Origin of the sequence: Paenibacillus sp. OV219 (genome assembly GCF_900110075.1) — a bacterium.
Lineage (GTDB): Bacteria > Bacillota > Bacilli > Paenibacillales > Paenibacillaceae > Paenibacillus_Z.
Genome location: NZ_FOCJ01000008.1, coordinates 207,527 through 228,993 on the forward strand (window position 1 = coordinate 207,527; position 21,467 = coordinate 228,993).

The window sequence follows — 21,467 nt, forward strand, 5'->3', positions numbered from 1 at the left end:
CCAAATTCCACCGGTTTTATGTGTAAAAAACAGGGTTCCCTCAACGGAAGCTTGTTGCGATGCATGATTGTCTTTGCCAGAAAGCAAGGGAAACCGCTATGATAATGCTTGCATCGAGTCTCTTCACAGCACGCTACTGATTTTACAAAATCACACGTATGGGCTATAATACGAAATAATCTATTTGAACTGCAAAATGAATACTGCTTTACCGGAGGAGCCTGCCAACAGCGGGCTCCTTCTGTTTTTTTTCGGCTTTATGATCACGTGATATAGGAGGGTTCATCTTTGGAGCAGCAAGCAATTTGGGCAATTGGCATTTTTCTCGTTATTTATGGATTGATCATTTCGGAGAAAGTACATCGAACGATTGTTGCCATGATTGGCGGGCTGCTGATGGTCGCTTTAGGCATCGTCGATCAAGAGACTGCTATCCATCATATTGACTTCAATACACTCGGGCTTCTCATCGGAATGATGATCATCGTAAGTATTACTGCGGATACAGGTCTATTCAGATTTATAGCTGTGTGGGCAGCGAAGAAATCAAAGGGGAAACCGGTTCGCATTCTTATCTCGTTGTTAATTATCACTGCTGTATGCTCTGCTTTTCTGGACAACGTAACAACCGTATTGCTGATGGTTCCTGTTACACTAAGCATCACTAGGCAGCTGAGGATATCACCGATTCCGTTCTTAATTACTCAAATCATGGCGTCCAACATTGGCGGAACGGCGACGCTAATCGGAGATCCGCCGAACATAATGATCGGCAGTGCAGCGAAAGAACTTACATTCCTGGCGTTTATTATGAATCTTGCGCCAATTGCGATTATCATTCTCGCGATCAATATTCCTATTTTTATACTTCTGTTTCGTAAACAGATGATTGTCAAACCTGAATTGACGAAGGTTATTATGGAAATGGATGCCAAAGAGCTCATTACGGAGCATAAATTGCTATATAAATGCCTATCGGTACTGTTGCTTACGATGCTGGGCTTCTTCCTTCATCAAGCGCTGCACCTGGAATCGGCTACGGTTGCGCTTTCCGGTGCGTTCCTGCTGCTCTTGTTGACAGGTGAACATCGCATGGAGGAGGCTTTTACCAAGGTGGAATGGGCGACGATTTTCTTCTTCGTCGGGCTCTTCGTGCTTGTATCAGGCCTTGTTGAAACCGGAGTCATCGCGCGTTTGGCAGAGCAAGCCATCGAGTTGACGGACGGTAATCTCGTAGCAACGTCCATGCTGATACTATGGCTGAGTGCGATTGCGTCTGCGTTTCTGGACAATATTCCGTTTGTTGCAACCATGATTCCGATGATCCAGGATATGGGTAACATGGGCGTCAGCAACTTGGAACCGCTGTGGTGGAGTCTGGCGCTAGGTGCATGTCTGGGGGGGAATGGAACACTCATCGGCGCGAGTGCGAATCTTATTGTTGCACAATTGTCTTCGAAAGAGGGATACCCCATTAAATTTATGGCCTATTTCAAATACGGGTTTCCGTTGATGCTATTATCGATTGCAATTTCAAGCGTTTATCTATATGTCAGGTATTTAATCTGAGAAGACAGGAGCTTGGTCCGATGGAACTGAAGTATACGTATAACAAGTTTATTATTGAGCTGACAGAAACGCCGAATGAGGGGGATATCGAGCTCGAAGTTCAAATTGTGGAGGATGCTTACTGGCCTGCTATGAAGAACGTACAACGATTCTTTGAAGAGAACGAAGTGTATACCGATGTGTTGTTTTACCCCTATGAGAACCATAGGTTTCACATTATCGTTCGCGAGGACCACTACGCGACATTTATTCTGTGTCTAATGAAGCATAAGCTTCTGCAGAAGGTGGAATGGATATAGCCACTGCGAACCACGAGCGCAGTATAACCAGCTTAGTTTCCGGTTTAACCGGAAAACGGGGAACCCGATTTTTAGGGGCGAATCGGTCATTTCGATGATCGTAGGGAACCATCTATCCCGAGTTCGTCAGCTAACCTCGTAGCTTTGGATGGGTCATCTATTGTTGCAGATAAATTTGTATATTCAGAGGCCCTTTTATTAGGGCTTCTTTTTATTTGCTGAAGGAGGAGGTGCCCCCCCCCATGGCAAGTAGGTAGAAGAAGAAAGTAGGTAATTACCCATTGACAAAAACTAATCAGATTAGTTATTCTAAAACTAATGATATTAGTTTTCCTGGGGAGGAACTATTAGAATGAGAATAATACGCAAAGGTGACCTGTATCAGCTTACGTTTATGCCGAGATTTTTTCCTGTGAATTGTTACATCGTGGATGAGGGCAGTGAGCTGACGCTTATCGATGCGGCGCTGCCGTTTAGTGCCGATCCGATTCTGCAAGCGGCGAAGGACATCGGCAAGCCGATTACGCGCATCGTGCTGACGCATGCGCACGGCGACCATGTTGGCGCGCTCGATAAGCTGAAGGCAGCGTTGCCGAACGCGAAGGTATACATCTCGACTCGGGATTCCCGTCTGCTCACGGGAGACCGCTCGCTGCTCGAAGGCGAGCCGAACACGCCGATAAAAGGCGGCGTGCCGACGAAGCTGGCGACTCGCGCGGACGTTCTGATGAACGACGGCGACATGATCGGTTCACTGCGCGCCGTATCCTCGCCAGGACACACACCGGGCTCGATGGCATTTTACGATACGCGAAGCGGCGCTCTCGTTGCAGGCGATGCAATTCAGACTCGCGGCGGCGTTGCTGTTTCGGGACAGTTTAAGCTGTGGTTCCCGTTCCCTGCATTCGCAACTTGGCATAAGGAAACCGCGCTTACTAGCGTACGCAAGCTCCGCGACCTAGAGCCAACGCTCCTCGCCGTCGGGCACGGAGAATTGCTGGAAAATCCCGCTGCCGCCATGAGCAAGGCAATCGCAGAAGCAGAGAGTAAGCTCGGACAGCGGCGATAGCACAACAGAGCACACTACAACACATCACAACAAATCACATCTTAAGGAGACCACATCATGCCAAGAGTTGGACTTGATCTTGATACGATTTTGCAGGCTACGGCTGAGCTTGTCGATGCGGAAGGGCTAGAGACGCTAACGCTCGCGACATTGGCGCAGAAGCTGGGCATACGCTCGCCTTCGCTATATAATCATGTGAACGGACTGCCGGGGCTTCGCCACGAACTAACTTTGTACGGCCTGAACCAGCTGGGAGCGGTGATGCGAAGCGCTGTTCAAGATAAGACGAGAGATGATGCGATACGCGCACTCGCGCACGCTTATCTCGAGTTTGCTCGCAAGCATCCTGGGCTGTATGCCGTCACGCAGCGAGTCATGGACCGTGCCGACACGCAGATCCAGCAAGCTGCGGGCAACATTGCAAGCATTCCAATCGAAGTGCTGCGCGGGTACGGGCTCGATCACGAGCTGAGCATTCATCTCGTGCGCGGACTACGCAGCCTGATGCACGGCTTCGCCTCAATCGAGCAGCAGGGCGGATTCGGAATGCCGATTGATCTGAACATTAGCTTCCGGCTGATGGTCGATACGTTTCTTGCAGGCATTCATGCGCAAACGTCGAAGTAACTCGTAAAAACCCATTCATTTTCGAGGAGGCGTCTTTCTTCATGTTTCTAGTCAATTCTCGCGCATTGATTGAGCGGACAATTAATGGCAGCATTGAAATCGTGGTTCAGACACGGAATAAGCCAGACGGACCTCAGCGTATAGAGCTTCCAGGCGGCAGAATCGAACCGTTTGAATCGCTGTTCAAGGCGCTTATTAGGGAAGTGAAGGAAGAAACGGGATTGGACGTTACAGAGATCGAGGGTGAAGCTACGCGGATAGACACCGTAGGGATTGATCCCAATTTCGAAGTAGAGTGTTTGAGACCATTTGCTGTTTATCAAACGATTAAAGGGCCATTTGATTCGGTTGGCGCCTATTTCCGCTGCAAAGCCAGTGGCGAATTGTTGAAATCAGGCGATGAAACGAAGAATCCCAGATGGGTAAATGTAGATGAATTACGGCGGTTGATGAACGACGATCCGCTGCAGTTCTCAGATGTGGACCGTGCAGGAATCATGTATTATTTAAAATATGTTAACCAATACCGTCCTTGAGGACGGTTTTTCTTACTCTGCCTGTCATCGCCCAAAAGGAGTTCTTATCATGCCTAAATTCAACACGCTCAGCACACGGTTCATTCTTCTCTTCTGTGCGATTACGGTTCCACTCTTATCTATTCTGTACCTCGCCGGTAATTTCACGAAGGGCGTCGTACTGACGCAGGTGGCGAATTCGTATCAGAATCTGGTCAGCGCGCCGCAAAGGCAACATCTATGGCGTCCACGTCCATCAAGAGCTTGGCAACTTGCAAGGCGTCGCACTAAGCAAAAGAACTTGTAGATAAATATCATATCGATCTGAGCCCGCTGAAGTCCGGCGAATTCAAGGACCTCGGTCCGATTCTGAAGCAAATTAAAGATGCTGAGCCTGGCGTTACGCCGGCAGTCGGCCCATCCTTCCCGCTTGGTGCATACTTCGGCTCCGGCAGCATGGAGAACATTATCGGTCCGATCGGACTCGACCAACGCGATACGAATCCGGATAACCAGTACAAGGTTGTAGATGCCTATGAGACGACGCGTTACATGGATCTCGCGAAGCTGACGCATGAATGGTACAAAGCCGGCTATATCAACAAGGATGCAACGACGCCGGGCATCGACATCTGGAAGAAGTTCCAGGCGAAGACTGCTTTTGCGGCGATCGGTACCGACCTTGAAATCGTGAAGGACATGAAGATCGGCGAGCCGTCTCTCATGGCGAACAAGAGCACGCAGCTTGGCATGGACATCATCCAAGTGCCGCTTAATATCGACCGGCTTCACACATCGAAGCTGTCGGCGACCTTGCAGGCAATTTCCCAAACGTCGAAGGACCCTGCCCGCGCAATGATGCTATTGAACCTGTTCTACAAGGATAAGAACCTGCTCACGTTGTTCAACTACGGCGTGGAAGGCACGCACTATGTGCTGAATAACGATCAGATTGATGTGCCGGCAGGCAAGACGAAGGATAACGTCGGCTTCTTCCACGACAACCAGTGGCAGCTGGGCAACCAAATGCTCGACTATACGCGTGTCGGCGAAGACCCGAACAAATATTTGAACTATGAGCAATTCAACGAGCAAGTAAAGAGCCAATCCTCGCCGCTCATCGGCTTCGTATTCGACTCCGAACCGGTGAAGAACGAGCTGATCGCAGTCTCCAAGGTACAGAGCACGTTCGATCCAGGCTTCCAATCCGGTCAGCTTGATCCGGAGAAGGAGCTGCCGAAGATGATCGACAAGCTGAAGAGCGCCGGCCTTGACAAAATCATTGCAGAAGCGCAGAAGCAAGTCGACGCATGGCGTGCGGCGAACGGTAAGTAAATCGAGTTTGTATGCAGAGAATCGGGGTATGACCCACAAGGTTATACCCCGAATTATTTTTAGGCAGAAGGAAGTGCATGGACTCATGTTAAAGGTAACAATCTGGAACGAATATTTGCACGAAATCAATAATGCGAAGGTTGCGGAGATCTATCCGACAGGGATTCACGGTGCGCTTGCAGAAGCTTTAGGAAGAGAAGACTTCTATGTGCGGACAGCGACATTAGAGCAGCCAGAGCATGGCTTGACGGAAGAGGTGTTGAATGCGACCGATGTTCTCATCTGGTGGGGGCATCTCGCCCATGACCGGGTTGAGGATTCGATCGTAGAGAAGGTGTATCAGCGTGTGCTAGGCGGCATGGGGCTTATCGTGCTGCACTCCGGGCATGCGTCGAAGATCTTCAGCAAGCTGCTGGGCACACCAACGGGACAGCTCAAGTGGCGCGAAGCAGACGATAAAGAGCGGATCTGGGTTGTGAACCCCGCGCATCCGATTGCAGCTGGCATCGGCGAGTATATCGAGCTGCCGAAGGAGGAGATGTACGGCGAGCATTTCCACATCCCAGCGCCGGATGAGCTTGTGATGATCTCGTGGTTTGAAGGCGGGGAAGTATTCCGCAGCGGTGTTACGTACAGCCGAGGCCGGGGCAAAATCTTCTATTTCCGTCCGGGTCACGAGACGTACCCGACCTACCACAACCCGCAGATTCAGCGCGTTATCGCGAACGGAATCCGGTGGGCCGCGCCAAGCGCCGCCGCTTCGCCTGTATATGGGCATACAGCTCCGCTGGAGAAGATTCAGCCGAAGGCATAAGGCATAAGGGAATAGGAATAAGCTGAAGGTACAAAAGAGGAGGAACGATGAAGACGATGAGCAAGTATCGAATTGGCTTAATTGGACTCGGCGGCATGGCGCAGGCGCATATCCGCTGGATGTCGGCCTTCGCAGATCGCATGGAGCTTGTTGCGGTGAGCGATGTGAATGAAGAAGTGCTAGCGCGAGTTGGTGACCAGCAGGGCATTGCGCCTTCGATGCGCTATTCGAACTATACGGCGCTTATTGAAGACCCGAACGTGGACGCGGTCGTGTCCGTTACGCCGAACAATGTGCATGCTGACATCGTCGCGCACTGCCTGGCATCACGCAAGCCGTTCATGGCAGAGAAGCCCTTCACTCGCGTTTTCGAAGAAGCGTTGCCGCTGCTTGCGCAGTACGAGCAGCATCCTGTGCCAGCGATGATCGGCTTCACGTATCGCTTCACACCTGCGTTTCGCTATGCGCGAGAGCTGATCCGCGAAGGGAAGCTTGGTCAGATTCGCAGCTTCTCGAGCCAGTATTTGCAAGGCTGGGGAGCACCACAGTATAACGTTGGTTACAATTGGCGCTTCGACAAGTCGGTGACCGGCACTGGAACGCTCGGCGACCTCGGCTCGCACATGATTGATATGGCGCGCTTCCTCTTCGGCGAATTCGAAGAGCTGTCGGCGCAGCTGCATACGATTGTGCCGCAGCGGCTAGATTCGCGCACAGGCGAGCAGGTGAAGATCGAAGTCGATGACTTCGCGAGCTTCCAAGCTCGGATGAGCGGCGATGTGCACGGCATCTTCCTAACGTCGCGCAATGCCATCGGCTCCGGCAACCAACACGAGATCTCGATCTACGGCGACACCGGCACGCTCCATGCGTCGACGGAGGACCCGAACAAGATCGTATGGATTCGCGAGGAAGACGGCCAGCTGGCTCGCACCGTATTGAACGTGCCGAAGCGCTGCGAAGTGACGCAATATGAGCAGTTCTTGTCGATGCTGGAAGGCGGTCAGCCGGACGGATTGCCGGGCTTTATGGACGGCTATCGGAATCAGCAGGTGCTGGATGCGATTATTCGGGCGAGTGACTCGAAGACGGTTGTACAACTATAATCTGTGAAAAAGACCGCGCGCAGCTTGATGCTGTGGGCGGTTTTTTTCATTGGGACGAATTTGAAGTAATGGGCGAAATTCAGTAATAATATCCCTATAGATCGTAATTCTGTCACGCGGATATGAAAGTCGTACATGCTATAGTGAATGGATAGAATCTAATCGCTAGTGGCACGTAGGCAGAATCCGCAGATACAAGGTACAACGAGAAAGGAGACTGGCGATGCTGCTTGAGGTCATTGCACTTACAGAGGAAGACGCCATGACGGCTTCGCGCTTCGGCGCTGACCGAATTGAGCTTGTTTCAGTCATTGAAGAGGGAGGACTTACTCCTGATGCCAGCGTCATCTCGCAGGTAGCGGCGGTATGCACGATCCCTATGCACATCATGATACGCCCGCACAGCCGGTCGTTTCAGTATTCGGAAGCTGATTTAGCGGACATGATTCGCTCGATCGAGGAGATTCGGGCGATGCAGCTGCCGAAGCTCGGTGCGTTCGTGCTTGGCGTGCTTAACGCCGATCAGACCGTCGATGAGGAGCAACTGAAGGCGCTGCTTGAAGCTGCAGGCGATGTGCCGGTAACCTTCCATCGCGCGTTTGATGAAGTCCGCGATCAAGCTGAGGCGCTGGATACGCTAATGCGATACCCGCAGGTACGCACGGTGCTCACTTCCGGCGGCGTGCCGAATGTGCTGCATGCGACCGAGCAGATTGCGAAGCTAGTCCGGCAGGTACAAGCAAAAGGCTCGGCGCTTGAAATTTTGGCAGGCAGCGGTCTCACCGTAGAAGCGGTGTCCGAGTTCGTGGAGGCGACACCGGTGCGGGCTGTACATTTTGGCTCAGGCGTTCGTGAGAACGGCTCGTCCACCGCGCCGATTGATTCGGCTCGGCTCTCGGACCTGCGTGCTATTCTGAATCAGCGATAACAAACAAGGAGGCAGCTTAGATGAAGATCGGATTAAGTACGTACAGCCTGCTCCCGGCGCTCAAGTCGGGAGAGATGACTGTGCTTGACGTTATTCAGTGGATCGCCGACAACGGCGGGGAACATATGGAGATGGTGCCTTATGGCTACACACTCGTTGATAACCTGGAGCTTGCAGATGCGGTAAGAGAGAAAGCAAAAGAGGTAGGCATCGCATTATCCAACTATTCGATGCCAGCGAACTTCGTGCAGCCGACTGAAGAGGAATTCGAAGCAGAGATGGCGCGGGTGAAATCGCATATCGATCTCATTCACCGGATGGGCATGAACCATCTGCGTCATGATGTGACGGCGTTCACAATTCCGAAGGAACAGATGACAATTGCCTGGTTCGAAGAGAGCTTGCCGCTTATCGTGCGAGGCAGCCGTATTATCGCCGATTATGCTGCGCAGTTCGGCATTACGACGACAATTGAGAACCATGGCTTCAGCGTACAAGCTAGCGACCGTGTGCAGCGCGTGTTGCAAGCGGTTGACCGGCCGAATTTCAAGACAACGCTCGATGTTGGCAACTTCATGTGCGTTGACGAGAATCCGATCATCGGTGTTATGAGGAACCTGCCGTATGCGTCGCTTGTTCACTTCAAGGACTTCTACTTCCGTCCATACGATGCACCACCAGGGGGCGGCGATTGGTTCCGTACCTCACACGGCAACTACTTGCGCGGTGCAATTGTAGGTCATGGAGAAATCGAAATCCGCAAAATCGTCAAGCTGATCAAGGATTCCGGCTACGACGGCTTTATTACAGTGGAGTTCGAAGGTATGGAAGAATGCAAATCCGCTTCCAAGATTGCAATGGACAATCTGCGGACACTTTGGCAGGAAGCATAAGAAAATTCAAGGAGGCGTTTACGAAGCGATGCAAACGGAGCAGCGTATCATTCCTAGCGCAAAACAGCTGGCATACCAGGAGTTGGAGTTCGGACTTTTCATTCATTTTGGATTGCGTACCTTCTATGAAGGCTATGCCGATTTCGACGAGCGGCCGATGACGACTGCCGCCTTCAATCCCGTTGGGCTGGACTGCGAGCAGTGGATTCGCACGGCCAAAGAAGCCGGTATGGAATACGCGGTGTTGACAGCGAAGCACCATGACGGGTTCTCGAACTGGCCTTCTAAGTACAGCAGCTTCACGGTCGAAGCTTCACCATGGCGTGAAGGACAAGGTGATGTCGTTCGCGAGTTCGTGAACGCTTGCCGGAAGTATGATGTTAAGCCTGGGCTTTACTATTCACCGTATGACGGCTCGGCGGACTTCTATACGCAGGATGCCAAGGCGTACGACGATTACTTCGTCAATCAGATCACGGAGCTGCTGAGCGGCTACGGCGATATCGATATATTATGGTTTGACGGCTGCGGCTCGGAGGACCATACGTATGATTGGCCGCGGATTATCGGCGAGATTCGCCGCATGCAGCCGAACATTCTAATCTTCAACATGGGTGATCCCGACTTCCGCTGGATCGGCAATGAAGACGGCATTGCGCCGACTCCTTGCTGGAACGTAGTAGATTCGACGGACTTCTCGATCTATACGGATAAGCTGGATGATCTTGGCGAGCAGATGTGGCTTCCGGCAGAATGCGACGTGCAAATGCGCGCGAACGGTTCTACCTGGTTCTACAGCGATGCCGACGAACATATGGTGAAATCCGTCGATGAGCTGATGGGGCTCTACTATCTCTCCGTCGGCAGAGGCACGAATCTGCTGCTGAACATCGGGCCGAACCGTGACGGACTGCTGCCTGCCAAGGATGCAGACCATCTGACTCGTTTCGGCGAAGAAATTCGCAGACGCTTCGGCAATCCGATTGCGACAAGTGAAGCTTGGGTGCAAGAAGGCCGCACATGGCAGTACAAGGCGGAAGCTTCGCATCTCATCGACCATGTCATCATTGAAGAGGATCTCACCGCAGGTGAGCGAGTACGCCGCTTCACAGTCTCGATCATCTCGGCTAAATCACACCGCCTTGTTACGATGTACGAAGGCAGCAATATCGGCCACAAAGCCATTATCCGTATTCCTACCGTAAAAGCGGCCGGAGTGATCGTAGAAGTAACCGAATGCGATGACGAGCCAATTCTTCGTTCCATCTCGGTGCACTATGCGGGCGGCGACGTTTAAGAGCAGCTAGATTATATGAGTACAGCCCGAGCCTGGCAGATTTCATCTGCCAGGCTTTATTTTTGAAGTATAGTTAATGAAGAGAGGAGGGATCGGCAAAGTGAAGAATCGAAGATCCATCCTAGCGCTAGCAATCACGATGCTAGTGTTATTGTCAGCAGTTACTTCCGCAATTGTTATCCATCACGGTCAAGGTGGTAGAGCTCCCGTAGTAGTTGACCCGCATGAGATCGGATTCAACACTCAGGATCCTTACTTCGCTGGGGAAGACGAGCTTAACCGCTTATATGATCAAGTTCGAGGCACTGGCGCGCAGTGGGTACGAGCAACTTTATTCTGGGATATGATGGAACAATTTGAGGGTAGCATCGATTGGACGCAGGCAGATCTCATTCTCGATACGGCTGCGGCAAAAGGGCTGAAGCTGGTGCTCGTTATTCGCTCATCGCCTTCTTGGGCGGCTGACGGCGCGGATACTTCACTGCACAATTATATACCCTCGGACGGAGATGCATATGGGCTATTCTGCTATGAGGTTGCCAAGAGGTACTTGGAGAAGGGCGTTCCGCTTGTCTTCGAGCTCGGCAATGAAGAGAACATGCAGTTTTTAAATATGCCAGAGGTTGACGCTGCTCAATATACGAGGGCGATGCTTATTCCAGGCTCGAAAGGCATTCGCAGGGCGGCGATGGAGCTTGGCGCTGTGCGTCCGCTTGTGCTCGTAGGTGGGTTCGCGCCTGTTGAGCCCGCCTATATCCCCAACAGCGTCCGGCCGCTTGATTTCATGCAGGCGATCTATGACAACGGCGGACAAGGCTATTTTGACTCCATTGCCTATCATCCGTATACGTATGTGTCCGAGCCGTCGAGCATCCACTGGACATTTAGCGAGCTTGCAAGTCTCGTCGATCTCATGAATAGCCACGGCGATACTGACCGCAAAATCTGGGCGACGGAAGTGGGCTGGGCCACCGGCACAGGCGAAGGGGAAGTAAGTGAGGCGGACCAAGCGCAATTCACAAGTAAGGCTTTCGATGTCTGGTATGGCTTACCTTACGCCGGGCCGATGCTCTGGTACGAGTTGGTGGATAACGCCTCGGACGATGATGCCAACCGGGAGAACAAATTCGGGTTATTACACAGCGATGCGAATTGGACGCCTAAACCGGCTTACGACGTATTCGTGGCCAAAGTTCGTTCCTATCATGTGAAGTGATGGAGCCAACGCTGCTAGAAGATGTGGTAAACTTATCCTAAATCTTTGATAGAAAGCGGTGGATATGGGATGGCGATTCACATTGCTTTGCTGCGCGGCATTAATGTCGGCGGGAAGAACAAGATCAAGATGGCGGAGCTGCGCGAAGCGCTTGCGACAAGCGGATTTGCGCGGGTGCAGACGTATATTCAGAGCGGAAATATTTTGTTCGAGTCGGATCAAGAGGAACCGGAGCTAGCCCGTCAGATTGAGCAGGTGATCGAGAATTCGTTCGGTCTGTCCATTCGAGTTATTATTCGCTCTGCAGCAGAGCTTGAGCATATCGCGGCGAACTGTCCGTTCACGGAAGCACAAGTTGCGCAGGCGAAAGCATCCTGTGAAGGGGAGTGCCTGTATGTGTCGATGATGCTGGAAGCGCCGAAGCCGGACAAGCTCAGCAAGCTGGAAGCGTTCGATGCCGGTGCGGATCAGTGGGCTCTTACTGGCCGTGATCTGTATCTGCTGTTTGCGGAGAGTGTCCGTAATTCGAAGCTTGCTGTCCAAGTGGACAAGCTGAGTCCGCCGACGACGGTGCGCAACTGGAACACCGTGAACAAGCTGGTTTCATTGGTGCGTGAAATGGAGGGACAAGCATGAACAAGGACAAGGAAACGAACATGAACATGAACATGAACTATGACTTGACGCATTATCCGTACTCGTCGAGAAGAACGGCGACCGTTGCTCGGGGCGGAATGGTCGCGACGTCGCAGCCGCTTGCTTCGCAGGCAGGGCTTCGCGTCCTGCAGCAGGGCGGCAATGCCATCGACGCGGCAATCGCAGCGGCTGCTTGTCTCACCGTTGTCGAGCCGACCTCGAACGGCATCGGCGGCGATGCATTCGCCATTCTATGGTACAAAGGCCAAATGTATGGCCTTAATGCAAGCGGCGGCGCGCCTTCGTTGCTGACGCTGGATGCCGTCAAGCAGCGCGGCTACGCGGGGGAGATGCCGGCAAGCGGTTGGTTGCCGGTCACCGTCCCTGGCGCGCCGGGTGCTTGGGCGAGCTTGTCCGAACGGTTCGGCAAGCTGCCGTTCGCGCAGCTGATGGAGCCTGCCATCGCCTATGCAGATGGCGGTTATCCGGTCAGCCCGGAGCTGAGCATCAAGTGGTCGCGGGCTTATGAGGTGTGGAAAGCGCGGCGCGAGAGCGGCGGAGAAGGTGCGAGTGGAGTCTATGACGAGTGGTTCCGCGTCTTCGCGCCGAATGGAAGAGCACCGAGGCCAGGAGAGATGTGGCGCTCGGAGGGCCATGCGTTCGCGCTTCGCGAGATCGCCGCGACGAAGGGCGAATCGTTCTACCGCGGCGAGCTCGCGGAGCGAATCGACCGATATGCGAGGGAGAGCGGCGGCCTGCTTCGCAAGGAAGATCTAGCCGCATTCCGGCCGGAATGGGTGCAGCCGCTGTCGGTCAATTATCGCGGCTACGATGTGTGGGAGCTGCCGCCGAACGGGCAAGGGCTTGTCGCGCTGATGGCGTTGAATGTATTGAACGGCATTCCGCTTGGCGACAAAGACAGCGTGGAGACATACCACGCCCAGATCGAATCGCTCAAGCTGGCTTTCGCGGACGGCAAGCATTACATTACCGATCCGGCGCGGATGAATGTCAGCGCGGAAGAGCTGCTGTCGCAGGATTATGCGGCGCAGCGAAGAAGTTTGATCGGCGCGGAGGCGCTTATGCCGGAGCCGGGCGAGCTGCCTAAGGGCGGCACGGTCTACTTGGCTGCTGCCGACGGGGAAGGCAATATGATCTCTTTCATTCAGAGCAATTATAACGGCTTCGGCTCTGGCGTCGTTGTGCCGGGGACAGGCATCAGTCTTCAAAACCGAGGGAATTCGTTCTCGCTTGATCCTGCGCATGCCAACGTTCTGGAGCCAGGCAAAAGGCCTTATCATACCATTATTCCAGGCTTTCTTACGAAGGACGGCGAGCCGATCGGTCCGTTCGGCGTCATGGGCGCATTCATGCAGCCGCAAGGACATTTGCAGGTGATCTCGAACCTGATCGACTATAAGCTGAACCCGCAGGCTGCCCTTGATGCGCCGAGGTGGCAGTGGACCGAAGGCAAGCAAGTGCTTGTAGAAGCGGAGGTACCGCCTGCTATTGCAAAGGGGCTTCAGGAACGCGGGCATCACATTCAAGTGATGGCCGACCGCAAAGCTTTTGGCTGCGGACAAGTGATTTGGCGGGAGCCGAGCGGCGTATTGATTGGCGGGACAGAACCAAGAACAGACGGCTGCATAGCATCATGGTGATTGCGGCGTTATCGAGAGGAGACTTGTAGCCTGATGGTTGGACATGCAACTAGACAACAATTGGCGGAACCGCTCTGGTTCCTGCAAGAAGCGGAGCTCACTGCAGCGAATGAATGGCTGCAGCTTCCGGCGGATGCGCTTCGCGCGCTAACAGCAGCAGCAGCGGAGATACGCGCAGATGAAGCTCTATGCAAGTTGGCGCAGGAGGGGCGCGCGCTGCTGTTCCCCGAGGATGCTAGTGGCGCTGATACTGAAGATGCTAGTGGCGCTGGCTCTGGCGCCGATGCGCATGCTGCCGGAGTTAGCCCCTATCGGGCAGAAGTGTCCGATTGGATCAAGCGCACAGGCAATAAAGCTGCGCAGTTCATCCCGCTTGTCCTTTTCAGCGGACTGCCAAGAACAATTGAACAGTATAAACACTATGGCATCCCGAAAGAGGTGCTCGTCCATACGCTGAGCGACTTGAAGCTGTGGATGGAGCATTACTACCGCAAGCACGGCAGCTGGGGCACCGATATTATGTGGATGCATCATCATTTGACGTTCCAGCTGTTCCGCCTCGGGAGACTACAGTTCTGCTGGAGCCGATTCAATGGGCATATGGTTGTACTGCGCAATACGAAAACGAGCGAAGTGGTCGTTATGGCAGAAGGCGGCATCCGCTTCCGGCGCGATGGCCTCATCGACGGCACGAGCGGGCGGTTCGAGTCCTCTGATAACGGAGGTGGCGTTTGGCAATCTGAGCTTCTTCTTGAAGAAGCAGCAATACGCGGACACCGCATCAATGCGGACGGCTATGCGAGCCAAGCGCAGACGACCTTGTCACCGCGCGAGGATTGGGACATTATCCTTCGAGACGGCGATTCCGTGCTCGATATTCATGTCGCGGCTGATGGCAAGCTGGACATCCGCGAAAGCGGCGAATCGCTGCGCGAGGCGAGCCGATTCTTCGCGCAGTACTTCCCGGAAGTTGGCTTCCGCGCCTATGCGTGTACTTCATGGCTGCTGGATTCGCAGTTCAGGAAGCTGCTGGCACCAACTCAAAACATCGTTCAGTTCTTGAACGGATTTCATCTCTACCCATCCGCGAACGACGGCACCGAAGGGCTGAGGCGGATCTTCGACGGGCAATTGTACGCCGATTGGGGGGATGCGCCGCAGGATACGTCACTTCGCCGTATCGTTCGGCAGCATATGATGGATGGTCACTCGCTGCGCGATATGGGCGGGGTTATTTTGCCAGATGACGCGGTGTGGCAGTAGCTTTAGGTGGCTGTTCGTTTATGTTAGAATTAGCAAATTAGAAGTATATGAACATCTAAGAGAGGTATCTATTCTACATGCTGCCATTACAACGAAAACAAGCTGTGCTGAACTATCTGGCGCAGCGCGGCGCTGCAACGATGAAGGAATTGAGCGATCATTTTGGCGTGTCGGAGATGACGATTCGCCGCGATCTGACCTTGCTCGAGCAGGAGCTGCGTGTTACACGCTCGCACGGTGGTGTCGTCTACAATGATACCGGCGCGGTGGCGGACGAGCCTGATCTCGCTACGAAGCTTGCGAACAACGGGGATGTGAAGGACAAGCTGGCGGCTTATGCGGCAGAGCATTTTGTTCGCAGCTCCTCCGTTAATATATTGGAGAACGGTACGACCGTTTCGCGTATGGCAGACTATCTCGGAGCCTATGACAACTTGACGCTGGTTACGAACGGGATCGACACGCTGGGCAGGATTCGTCCGCTCTCTGCGAAGAAGCATACGATTATTAGCTGCGGCGGCATGCTGCGCGAAGTGTCGGGCACATTCGTTGGCCCTGTGGCGGAGGAGTTTTTCAAGCGCTACCACGCGGATACGCTGTTCCTGTCCGCACTCGGCTATTCCCATGAAGAGGGCTTCACGGACCCAAATCTGATGGATACGCAGGTTAAGAAAGCGATGATGCGCTCCGCAGAGAAAGTCGTTATTCTGCTCGATTCGTCCAAAATCGGCAAGCGGTTCTTCTCTACCGTTGCCCACCTTGGCGACATTCATGCTTTCGTTACAGATGAGCGAATTACAGATGCAGATAGGCATACGATTGAAGAGGGCGGGGCAGAGCTGCACATCGTTTAATTCCTCCCTTTTACAGATGTCCAATCATGTTCATTTATGTTATATTGTGATAGTTAATATGACATGAAGGAGCTGGACTTTACGTGAAGGCAGCCTACAATAAAGCACCATCCATCACGATACGCGGCTATGACCATGAGGCATGGTCAGGCTATGAGGCGATCGGGCACACCCTATCAGCCGCACTTGCGCGAACAGAAAAAGAGAAAACCGTTGTCGTCATCGAATGCTACCCCGGTGTGAGACAGCAGGAAATTATAGACGGACTGAGCGAAACGCTTCGTCCGTCGCTTGTCGTTCAAGCAGAAGAAGCGGCTCTGGCCCCTAGCGATGTCGATGCCAAAGTCGAGCGCTACATGACGGATGATCGTGTATTCGGCTATATGACGCCGTTCACGATTGGGGAGTTTTACGATACAGGGCGGGTCGCGGAGCTGCAAGAGCAGATCAAAGCAGAGGACAAAGGCATCATCCTCGTCATCGGCTTCGGCGCTTCGCTCATCACACAGGGCGATGTGTTCGTCTACGCCGACATGGCGAGATGGGAAATCCAACAGCGTTACCGCTCGAAAGAGTACGCGAACTGGAGAACAGCCTGCAAGGAAGAGGATATTCTGCGACTTTATAAGCGCGGCTTCTTCTTCGAATGGCGGATGGCGGATCGGCTGAAGCGCTCGCTGCTGGAAAGCATAGACTTCTACTTGGATACGAATACAATGGATGCTCCTAAGCTGCTCTCGAAGCAGGCATTGTTCGCTGGACTTGGGCAGGCGGTGAGCCAGCCGTTCCGGCTTGTGCCGTATTTTGATCCGGGCGTATGGGGCGGCACTTGGCTGGAAGCGAACATTGATCTACCGAAGCGGGCGCATCCGTATGCATGGGGATTTGATGGCGTACCGGAGGAAAACAGTCTTTATTTTGATTATGATGCGATTCGGGTCGAGCTGCCGTCGATTAATGTGGTGTTCTTCGAGTCGATCCAGCTGCTCGGCGAGAAGGTGTATTCACGCTTCGGCGCGGAGTTCCCGATTCGTTTCGACTTCTTAGATACAATCGGCGGGCAAAATCTTAGCCTGCAAGTGCATCCGACGACGGACTATATCCGCGAACAATTCGGCATGCCGTATACGCAGGATGAGAGCTACTATATTCTTGAAGCTTCGCCTGGCGCTGAGGTGTACTTAGGGCTGAAGGACAATATTCAGCCTGAAGCGATGCTGGCCGATTTGCGCAAAGCGCAGGAAGGTGGAAATACTTTTCCAGCGGAGCAGTACGTCAACGTCTATCCGGCGGCAAAACACGACCATTTTCTAATCCCGGCAGGCACGGTTCACTGTTCAGGTGCAGGCTGCATGGTGCTGGAGATTAGCGCGACACCTTATATTTTCACATTTAAGCTGTGGGATTGGGATCGACTTGGCCTTGACGGAAAGCCGCGGCCGGTTCATGTGGAGCATGGCTCCAAAGTTATTCAGTGGGATAGGACTACCGACTGGACGACGAGCGGCTGCGTAAGTGTGGTCGAGACGATTGCGGAAGGGGAAGGCTGGAAGGAAGAGCGTACCGGTCTGCATGAGCTGGAGTTCATCGAGACAAGGCGGCATTGGTTCTCTGCGCCTGTTCTTCATGAAGCAAACGGCAGCGTCCATATGCTGAACCTAATTGAAGGGGAAGAAGCCATTGTGGAAAGTCCGGACGGCGCCTTCGAGCCGTTCATCATCCGTTACGCGGAGACGTTCATCGTGCCTGCATCCGTCGCTTCTTATACGATTCGCCCAAGCGGGCCAAGCATTGGTAAAACAATTGGAACGATCAAAGCGTACGTGCGAGCATAGGAGGCGGATTTAGCAGATGAGCCGTGACGTAATACTTGCCTTCGATGTTGGCGGAACGCAGATTAAAGCCGCGGCGATGCGTGAGGGCGAGATCATCGCCTCGACCGTGGGACACTATGATTCTCGCTCGGAGCTTGGGGCGGATGCGATTATTGCCCATTTTGTAGCTATTGCAGTCGATGTGCTAGGGCGCGAGGGGCTATCGGAAGAGCAGATTGTTGGGTTCGGGCTTGCCTTCCCTGGCCCGTTCGATTACGAACAAGGTGTCTGTCTCATTCAAGGACTTGGCAAATTCGAGTCACTGTACGGGCTTAACATCGGGGATATGCTGGACGATGCGATCCGTTCGCACGCCCAGCTGAGCAGACGATTAAGTTCGAAATTCCACATCGTCTTCGAGAATGACGCGGCGCTGTTCGGCCTCGGAGAAGCGAATAACAGCGGCGAGGCATTGGACGTAGAGCGTGCAGTGTGCTTGACGATTGGGACAGGGCTTGGTTCCTGCTATCTCGAGCGTGGACAGCTTGTAAAGCATCGCAGCGGCGTGCCGGAGAACGGCTGGTTGTACGCGCAGCCATACGGCAACCGGATCGCGGATGAGTGCATCTCGCGCAGAGGTGTTCTGCAGTTGGCTGAGGAGATGGGGATGGAGCTTGCAGGCAGAGATGTGCGCGAGCTTGCAGATGCTGCAGCTTCTGGCGATGCAGCTGCAGTGCAGCTGTTTGATCACTTCGGCCGGCGGATGGCGGTCATTCTCGGCCCGGCGTTTCAAGCGTACGAGCCGAATCGGATCGTGCTCGGCGGTCAAATCTCGAAGAGTGCGGATCTGTTCGCTCCCGCGTTCAAGGAAGGACTGCTTGCGCAGGGGATTATCGCGCAGGTGCGGGTAAGTACGGATACGTTCGCGAGCACGTTCAGAGGTATCTATCATTTGGTTAAATAGAGTAGAGCGATAGAGTGGAGAAGCAGGGGAGAGACTGCTTCTCTGCTTTTTTGTTTTATAGAGAGAAATTGCGTAATTTTGCAGTACTGCGACTCGTCCTAATCATGTAAATTAGAAATAAAAGGTAATACAAGGAGGATGCACGATGAAGCTGACTCACAAGCAGAAGCTGTCGATGTTGAACGATGGATATATTTACGTCCCCGGTGTTATCCCAAAGATCATGGTGGATCAAGCGGTCAAGCATATTAATCACGCGATCGGTGAAGGGATGCCGCCTGAGCGGATGACGACGTTCCGCGCGCAATCGTACTGTCCCGACTTGCAGGACAAGTCCCCGATTACGGGGCTTTACAACGACACGCCAGTTAAGTCACTCGTCGAGGACTTGCTTGGCGAAGGAATGAGTCTACCTGTCGGCGGCGGGCAAATCGCGCTGCGGTTTCCATCGCTTCAAGACCCGACGACTGTGGCGCGTCCGCATTTGGACGGGATGTACTCGCCGCACAACGGAGTAAAGGAAGGGACGATCGGCAACTTTACGATGCTTGTCGGCGTCCTGCTCAGTCCCGTGCGTGATGATTTCGCCGGTAACTTCACAGTATGGCCCGGCACACATGCATCGTATGAGCAGTACTTCCGTGAGCATGGAGCGGAGTCGCTGCTGGGCGGCATGCCTCCGGTTGCACTGCCAGAGCCTGTCCAAACGAAGGGAGAGCCGGGGGATATTTTCCTTGTGCACTATCAGCTAGCGCATAGTGTAGCGGCTAATGCATCTCCTTGGCCTCGATACGCAATCTTCTTCCGGGTGAAGCACACCGAGCACGGCATAGACTGGAAGGCGCCGATGACCGATATTTGGCTGCACTGGCCGGGTATTCGCGAGATAAAGAGCTGAATTTGCAAGCAGAACGAGCAGAACGAGCAGTACGAGCAGAACAAGCAGTACGAGCAGAACGAGCAGAACGAGCAGAACGAGCAGAACGAGCAGAACGAGCAGAACGAGCAGAACAAGCAGAACAAGCAGAACAAGCAGAACGAGCAGAACGAGCAGAACGAGCAGAACGAGCAGAACGAGCAGAACGAGCAGAACAAGCAGAACAAGCAGAACAAGCAGAACAAGCAGAACAAGCAGGTAATCTTTTAAAATGTATACATATTGTACTCATTAAATTTGTGTGCTAGTCTAGGACTATCAAGTCGAGGTGTATTTCTATTTCTACCCTTACGAAACGGGAGAGTGAGTGCGGAGAATGGAAGCTTTGCAGCGGTTGAAGATTAGTGATAATAAACGATTTTTGGTGCATGAGGATGGAACGCCATTCTTTTGGCTTGGGGATACGACATGGGAGCTGTTTCATAAGCTGAACCGTGAAGAAGCTGTAGAGTATTTGCGTAATCGGGCGGAGTTGAAGTTCAATGTCGTTCAAGCCGTCGCATTATCGGAATTCGAAGGACTGACGACGGACAATTATTACGGGCGCAGACCGCTGAAGCTGAACGTAGAGGGCCAGTACGATCCAACAATGCCGGATACGGACGGCGACTATCATTATTGGAATCATGTCGATTATATCGTTGATCGAGCAGCGGAGCATGGCATCTATATTGCATTGCTGCCTACGTGGGGAGACAAGTATAATTTGGCCTGGGGCAAAGGGCCTGTTGTGTTTAATGCTGACAATGCGCGCGTATATGGCAAGTGGCTTGGGGAGCGCTACAAGGATCGCACGAATATTATTTGGGTGCTGGGCGGGGATCGGCCTCTGCAAACGGGACTTCATTTTGACGTGAATCGGTCTCTTGCAGCGGGCTTGTCGGAGGGGGATGGTGGCTCGAACTTAATCACATTCCATCCTTGCGGCAATACGTCATCGTCTTTCCATCTGCATGATGAGCGTTGGTTGGGCTTCAATATGATCCAATCCGGACATCATGCGCAGGTTCGCGTCAATTACAGCCACGTCAGTGCAGATTACGCGAAGTCGCCGGTGAAACCGACGCTCGACGCCGAGCCTTGCTACGAGGATCACCCGATTAACTTCAAAGAGGCGAACGGTTATTTCGACCAAGCGGATGTGCGGCAAGCAGCCTATTATGCCGTCTTCTCCGGTGCGTTCGGACATACGTATGGGCATCATTGCATTTGGTCGATGACGACGGAGCTGACGCCTTACTTCGTGATGCATTGGCGTGATGCGCTGAACCGTCCGGGAGCTACGCAAATGAAGCATGTACGCGGGCTGATCGAGTCGCATTCGTTCCTCGATCGGGTACCGGATCAGAGCTTGCTTGCTGCCAATCTGGAAGGCGCCAACTATATGGTTGCGACGCGCGGGGAAAGCTATGGCCTCATCTATAGCCCGAACGGGCTGGCTTTCACTGCGGTGCTAAGTCGATGGAACGGCAGCCGCGTTAATGCTTCCTGGTTTGATCCGAGAACAGGTCAGTACAGCAAGATTGGCGAGTACGAGGGAAGCGGTGAAGTAAGGTTCGTGCCTCCAACGAGCGGTCGAGGCTGCGATTGGGTGCTGGAATTAGTGGTTCAATAAGTAATTTGGCTGCCGGTTATGCCGGCAGTCTTCTTGCTTTTAAACGGTTTGAAAA

The 21,467-nt window shown here is 53.2% G+C and carries 22 protein-coding genes and 1 riboswitch; all 22 genes read left to right on the forward strand.

The window, feature by feature from the left end; all coding sequences use genetic code 11:
• Positions 1-288: 288 nt before the first annotated feature.
• The 22 genes from BMY11_RS20415 (at position 289) to BMY11_RS20520 (ending at position 21,412) form a co-directional block, all read left to right on the forward strand.
• Entirely contained in the window at positions 289-1,569 is a 1,281-nt protein-coding gene (locus tag BMY11_RS20415; protein ID WP_090580461.1) for an ArsB/NhaD family transporter, read from the forward strand.
• A 20-nt stretch (positions 1,570-1,589) separates the two neighbouring features.
• The gene (locus BMY11_RS20420) at positions 1,590-1,868 is read left to right on the forward strand and encodes a hypothetical protein (RefSeq protein ID WP_090580463.1); all 279 of its coding nucleotides are present in this window, start codon (positions 1,590-1,592) and stop codon (positions 1,866-1,868) included.
• A gap of 19 nt (positions 1,869-1,887) precedes the next feature.
• Positions 1,888-2,027: riboswitch (cyclic di-AMP (ydaO/yuaA leader) on the forward strand.
• Positions 2,028-2,220: 193 nt separating this feature from the next.
• Entirely contained in the window at positions 2,221-2,937 is a 717-nt protein-coding gene (locus tag BMY11_RS20425; RefSeq protein WP_090580466.1) for an MBL fold metallo-hydrolase, read from the forward strand.
• A 57-nt stretch (positions 2,938-2,994) separates the two neighbouring features.
• Positions 2,995-3,564, forward strand: coding sequence for a TetR/AcrR family transcriptional regulator (locus BMY11_RS20430; RefSeq protein WP_371262899.1), 570 nt, complete (start codon positions 2,995-2,997; stop codon positions 3,562-3,564).
• 41 nt (positions 3,565-3,605) lie between these two features.
• A complete protein-coding gene (locus BMY11_RS20435) occupies positions 3,606-4,100 on the forward strand; it encodes an NUDIX hydrolase (RefSeq protein ID WP_090580472.1) in 495 nt (164 codons plus the stop codon).
• A 49-nt stretch (positions 4,101-4,149) separates the two neighbouring features.
• Complete coding sequence (locus BMY11_RS20440) at positions 4,150-4,386, forward strand: hypothetical protein (protein WP_090580474.1); 237 nt, start codon at positions 4,150-4,152, stop codon at positions 4,384-4,386.
• 149 nt (positions 4,387-4,535) lie between these two features.
• Positions 4,536-5,414, forward strand: a complete 879-nt coding sequence (locus BMY11_RS20445; protein ID WP_090580475.1) for an ABC transporter substrate-binding protein — start codon at positions 4,536-4,538, stop codon at positions 5,412-5,414.
• Between the two features lie 85 nt (positions 5,415-5,499).
• Positions 5,500-6,228 (forward strand): ThuA domain-containing protein, encoded by a 729-nt coding sequence (locus tag BMY11_RS20450; protein ID WP_090580478.1) that lies wholly within the window; start codon positions 5,500-5,502, stop codon positions 6,226-6,228.
• Between the two features lie 56 nt (positions 6,229-6,284).
• Positions 6,285-7,334 carry a Gfo/Idh/MocA family protein gene (locus BMY11_RS20455; RefSeq protein WP_090580690.1) on the forward strand — a complete coding sequence of 350 codons (1,050 nt, stop codon included), beginning with the start codon at positions 6,285-6,287 and terminating at the stop codon, positions 7,332-7,334.
• 223 nt (positions 7,335-7,557) lie between these two features.
• On the forward strand, positions 7,558-8,262 hold the full coding sequence (locus BMY11_RS20460; protein ID WP_090580481.1) for a copper homeostasis protein CutC: 705 nt from the start codon (positions 7,558-7,560) through the stop codon (positions 8,260-8,262).
• A gap of 20 nt (positions 8,263-8,282) precedes the next feature.
• Positions 8,283-9,155, forward strand: coding sequence for a sugar phosphate isomerase/epimerase family protein (locus tag BMY11_RS20465; protein WP_090580484.1), 873 nt, complete (start codon positions 8,283-8,285; stop codon positions 9,153-9,155).
• 28 nt (positions 9,156-9,183) lie between these two features.
• Positions 9,184-10,452: an alpha-L-fucosidase gene (locus tag BMY11_RS20470; RefSeq protein ID WP_090580487.1), complete on the forward strand. Its 1,269-nt coding sequence runs from the start codon at positions 9,184-9,186 to the stop codon at positions 10,450-10,452.
• A 100-nt stretch (positions 10,453-10,552) separates the two neighbouring features.
• On the forward strand, positions 10,553-11,668 hold the full coding sequence (locus BMY11_RS20475) for a hypothetical protein (protein WP_090580490.1): 1,116 nt from the start codon (positions 10,553-10,555) through the stop codon (positions 11,666-11,668).
• Positions 11,669-11,737: 69 nt separating this feature from the next.
• Positions 11,738-12,304, forward strand: a complete 567-nt coding sequence (locus tag BMY11_RS20480) for a DUF1697 domain-containing protein (protein ID WP_090580493.1) — start codon at positions 11,738-11,740, stop codon at positions 12,302-12,304.
• Positions 12,301-13,965: a gamma-glutamyltransferase family protein gene (locus BMY11_RS20485; RefSeq protein WP_305728898.1), complete on the forward strand. Its 1,665-nt coding sequence runs from the start codon at positions 12,301-12,303 to the stop codon at positions 13,963-13,965. Before BMY11_RS20480 ends, BMY11_RS20485 begins: the two co-directional genes overlap by 4 nt.
• 33 nt (positions 13,966-13,998) lie before the next feature.
• The gene (locus tag BMY11_RS20490; RefSeq protein WP_090580496.1) at positions 13,999-15,228 is read left to right on the forward strand and encodes an acyltransferase domain-containing protein; all 1,230 of its coding nucleotides are present in this window, start codon (positions 13,999-14,001) and stop codon (positions 15,226-15,228) included.
• 77 nt (positions 15,229-15,305) lie between these two features.
• Positions 15,306-16,082, forward strand: a complete 777-nt coding sequence (locus BMY11_RS20495; RefSeq protein ID WP_090580499.1) for a DeoR/GlpR family DNA-binding transcription regulator — start codon at positions 15,306-15,308, stop codon at positions 16,080-16,082.
• Between the two features lie 83 nt (positions 16,083-16,165).
• Positions 16,166-17,917, forward strand: coding sequence for a class I mannose-6-phosphate isomerase (locus BMY11_RS20500; protein WP_090580502.1), 1,752 nt, complete (start codon positions 16,166-16,168; stop codon positions 17,915-17,917).
• 16 nt (positions 17,918-17,933) lie between these two features.
• On the forward strand, positions 17,934-18,860 hold the full coding sequence (locus BMY11_RS20505) for an ROK family protein (RefSeq protein ID WP_090580505.1): 927 nt from the start codon (positions 17,934-17,936) through the stop codon (positions 18,858-18,860).
• 145 nt (positions 18,861-19,005) lie between these two features.
• Positions 19,006-19,758: a phytanoyl-CoA dioxygenase family protein gene (locus tag BMY11_RS20510; protein WP_090580508.1), complete on the forward strand. Its 753-nt coding sequence runs from the start codon at positions 19,006-19,008 to the stop codon at positions 19,756-19,758.
• Positions 19,759-19,760: 2 nt separating this feature from the next.
• The gene (locus BMY11_RS20515; RefSeq protein WP_177182734.1) at positions 19,761-20,045 is read left to right on the forward strand and encodes a hypothetical protein; all 285 of its coding nucleotides are present in this window, start codon (positions 19,761-19,763) and stop codon (positions 20,043-20,045) included.
• Positions 20,046-20,113: 68 nt separating this feature from the next.
• Positions 20,114-21,412 (forward strand): glycoside hydrolase family 140 protein, encoded by a 1,299-nt coding sequence (locus tag BMY11_RS20520; RefSeq protein WP_177182735.1) that lies wholly within the window; start codon positions 20,114-20,116, stop codon positions 21,410-21,412.
• Positions 21,413-21,467: the final 55 nt, after the last annotated feature.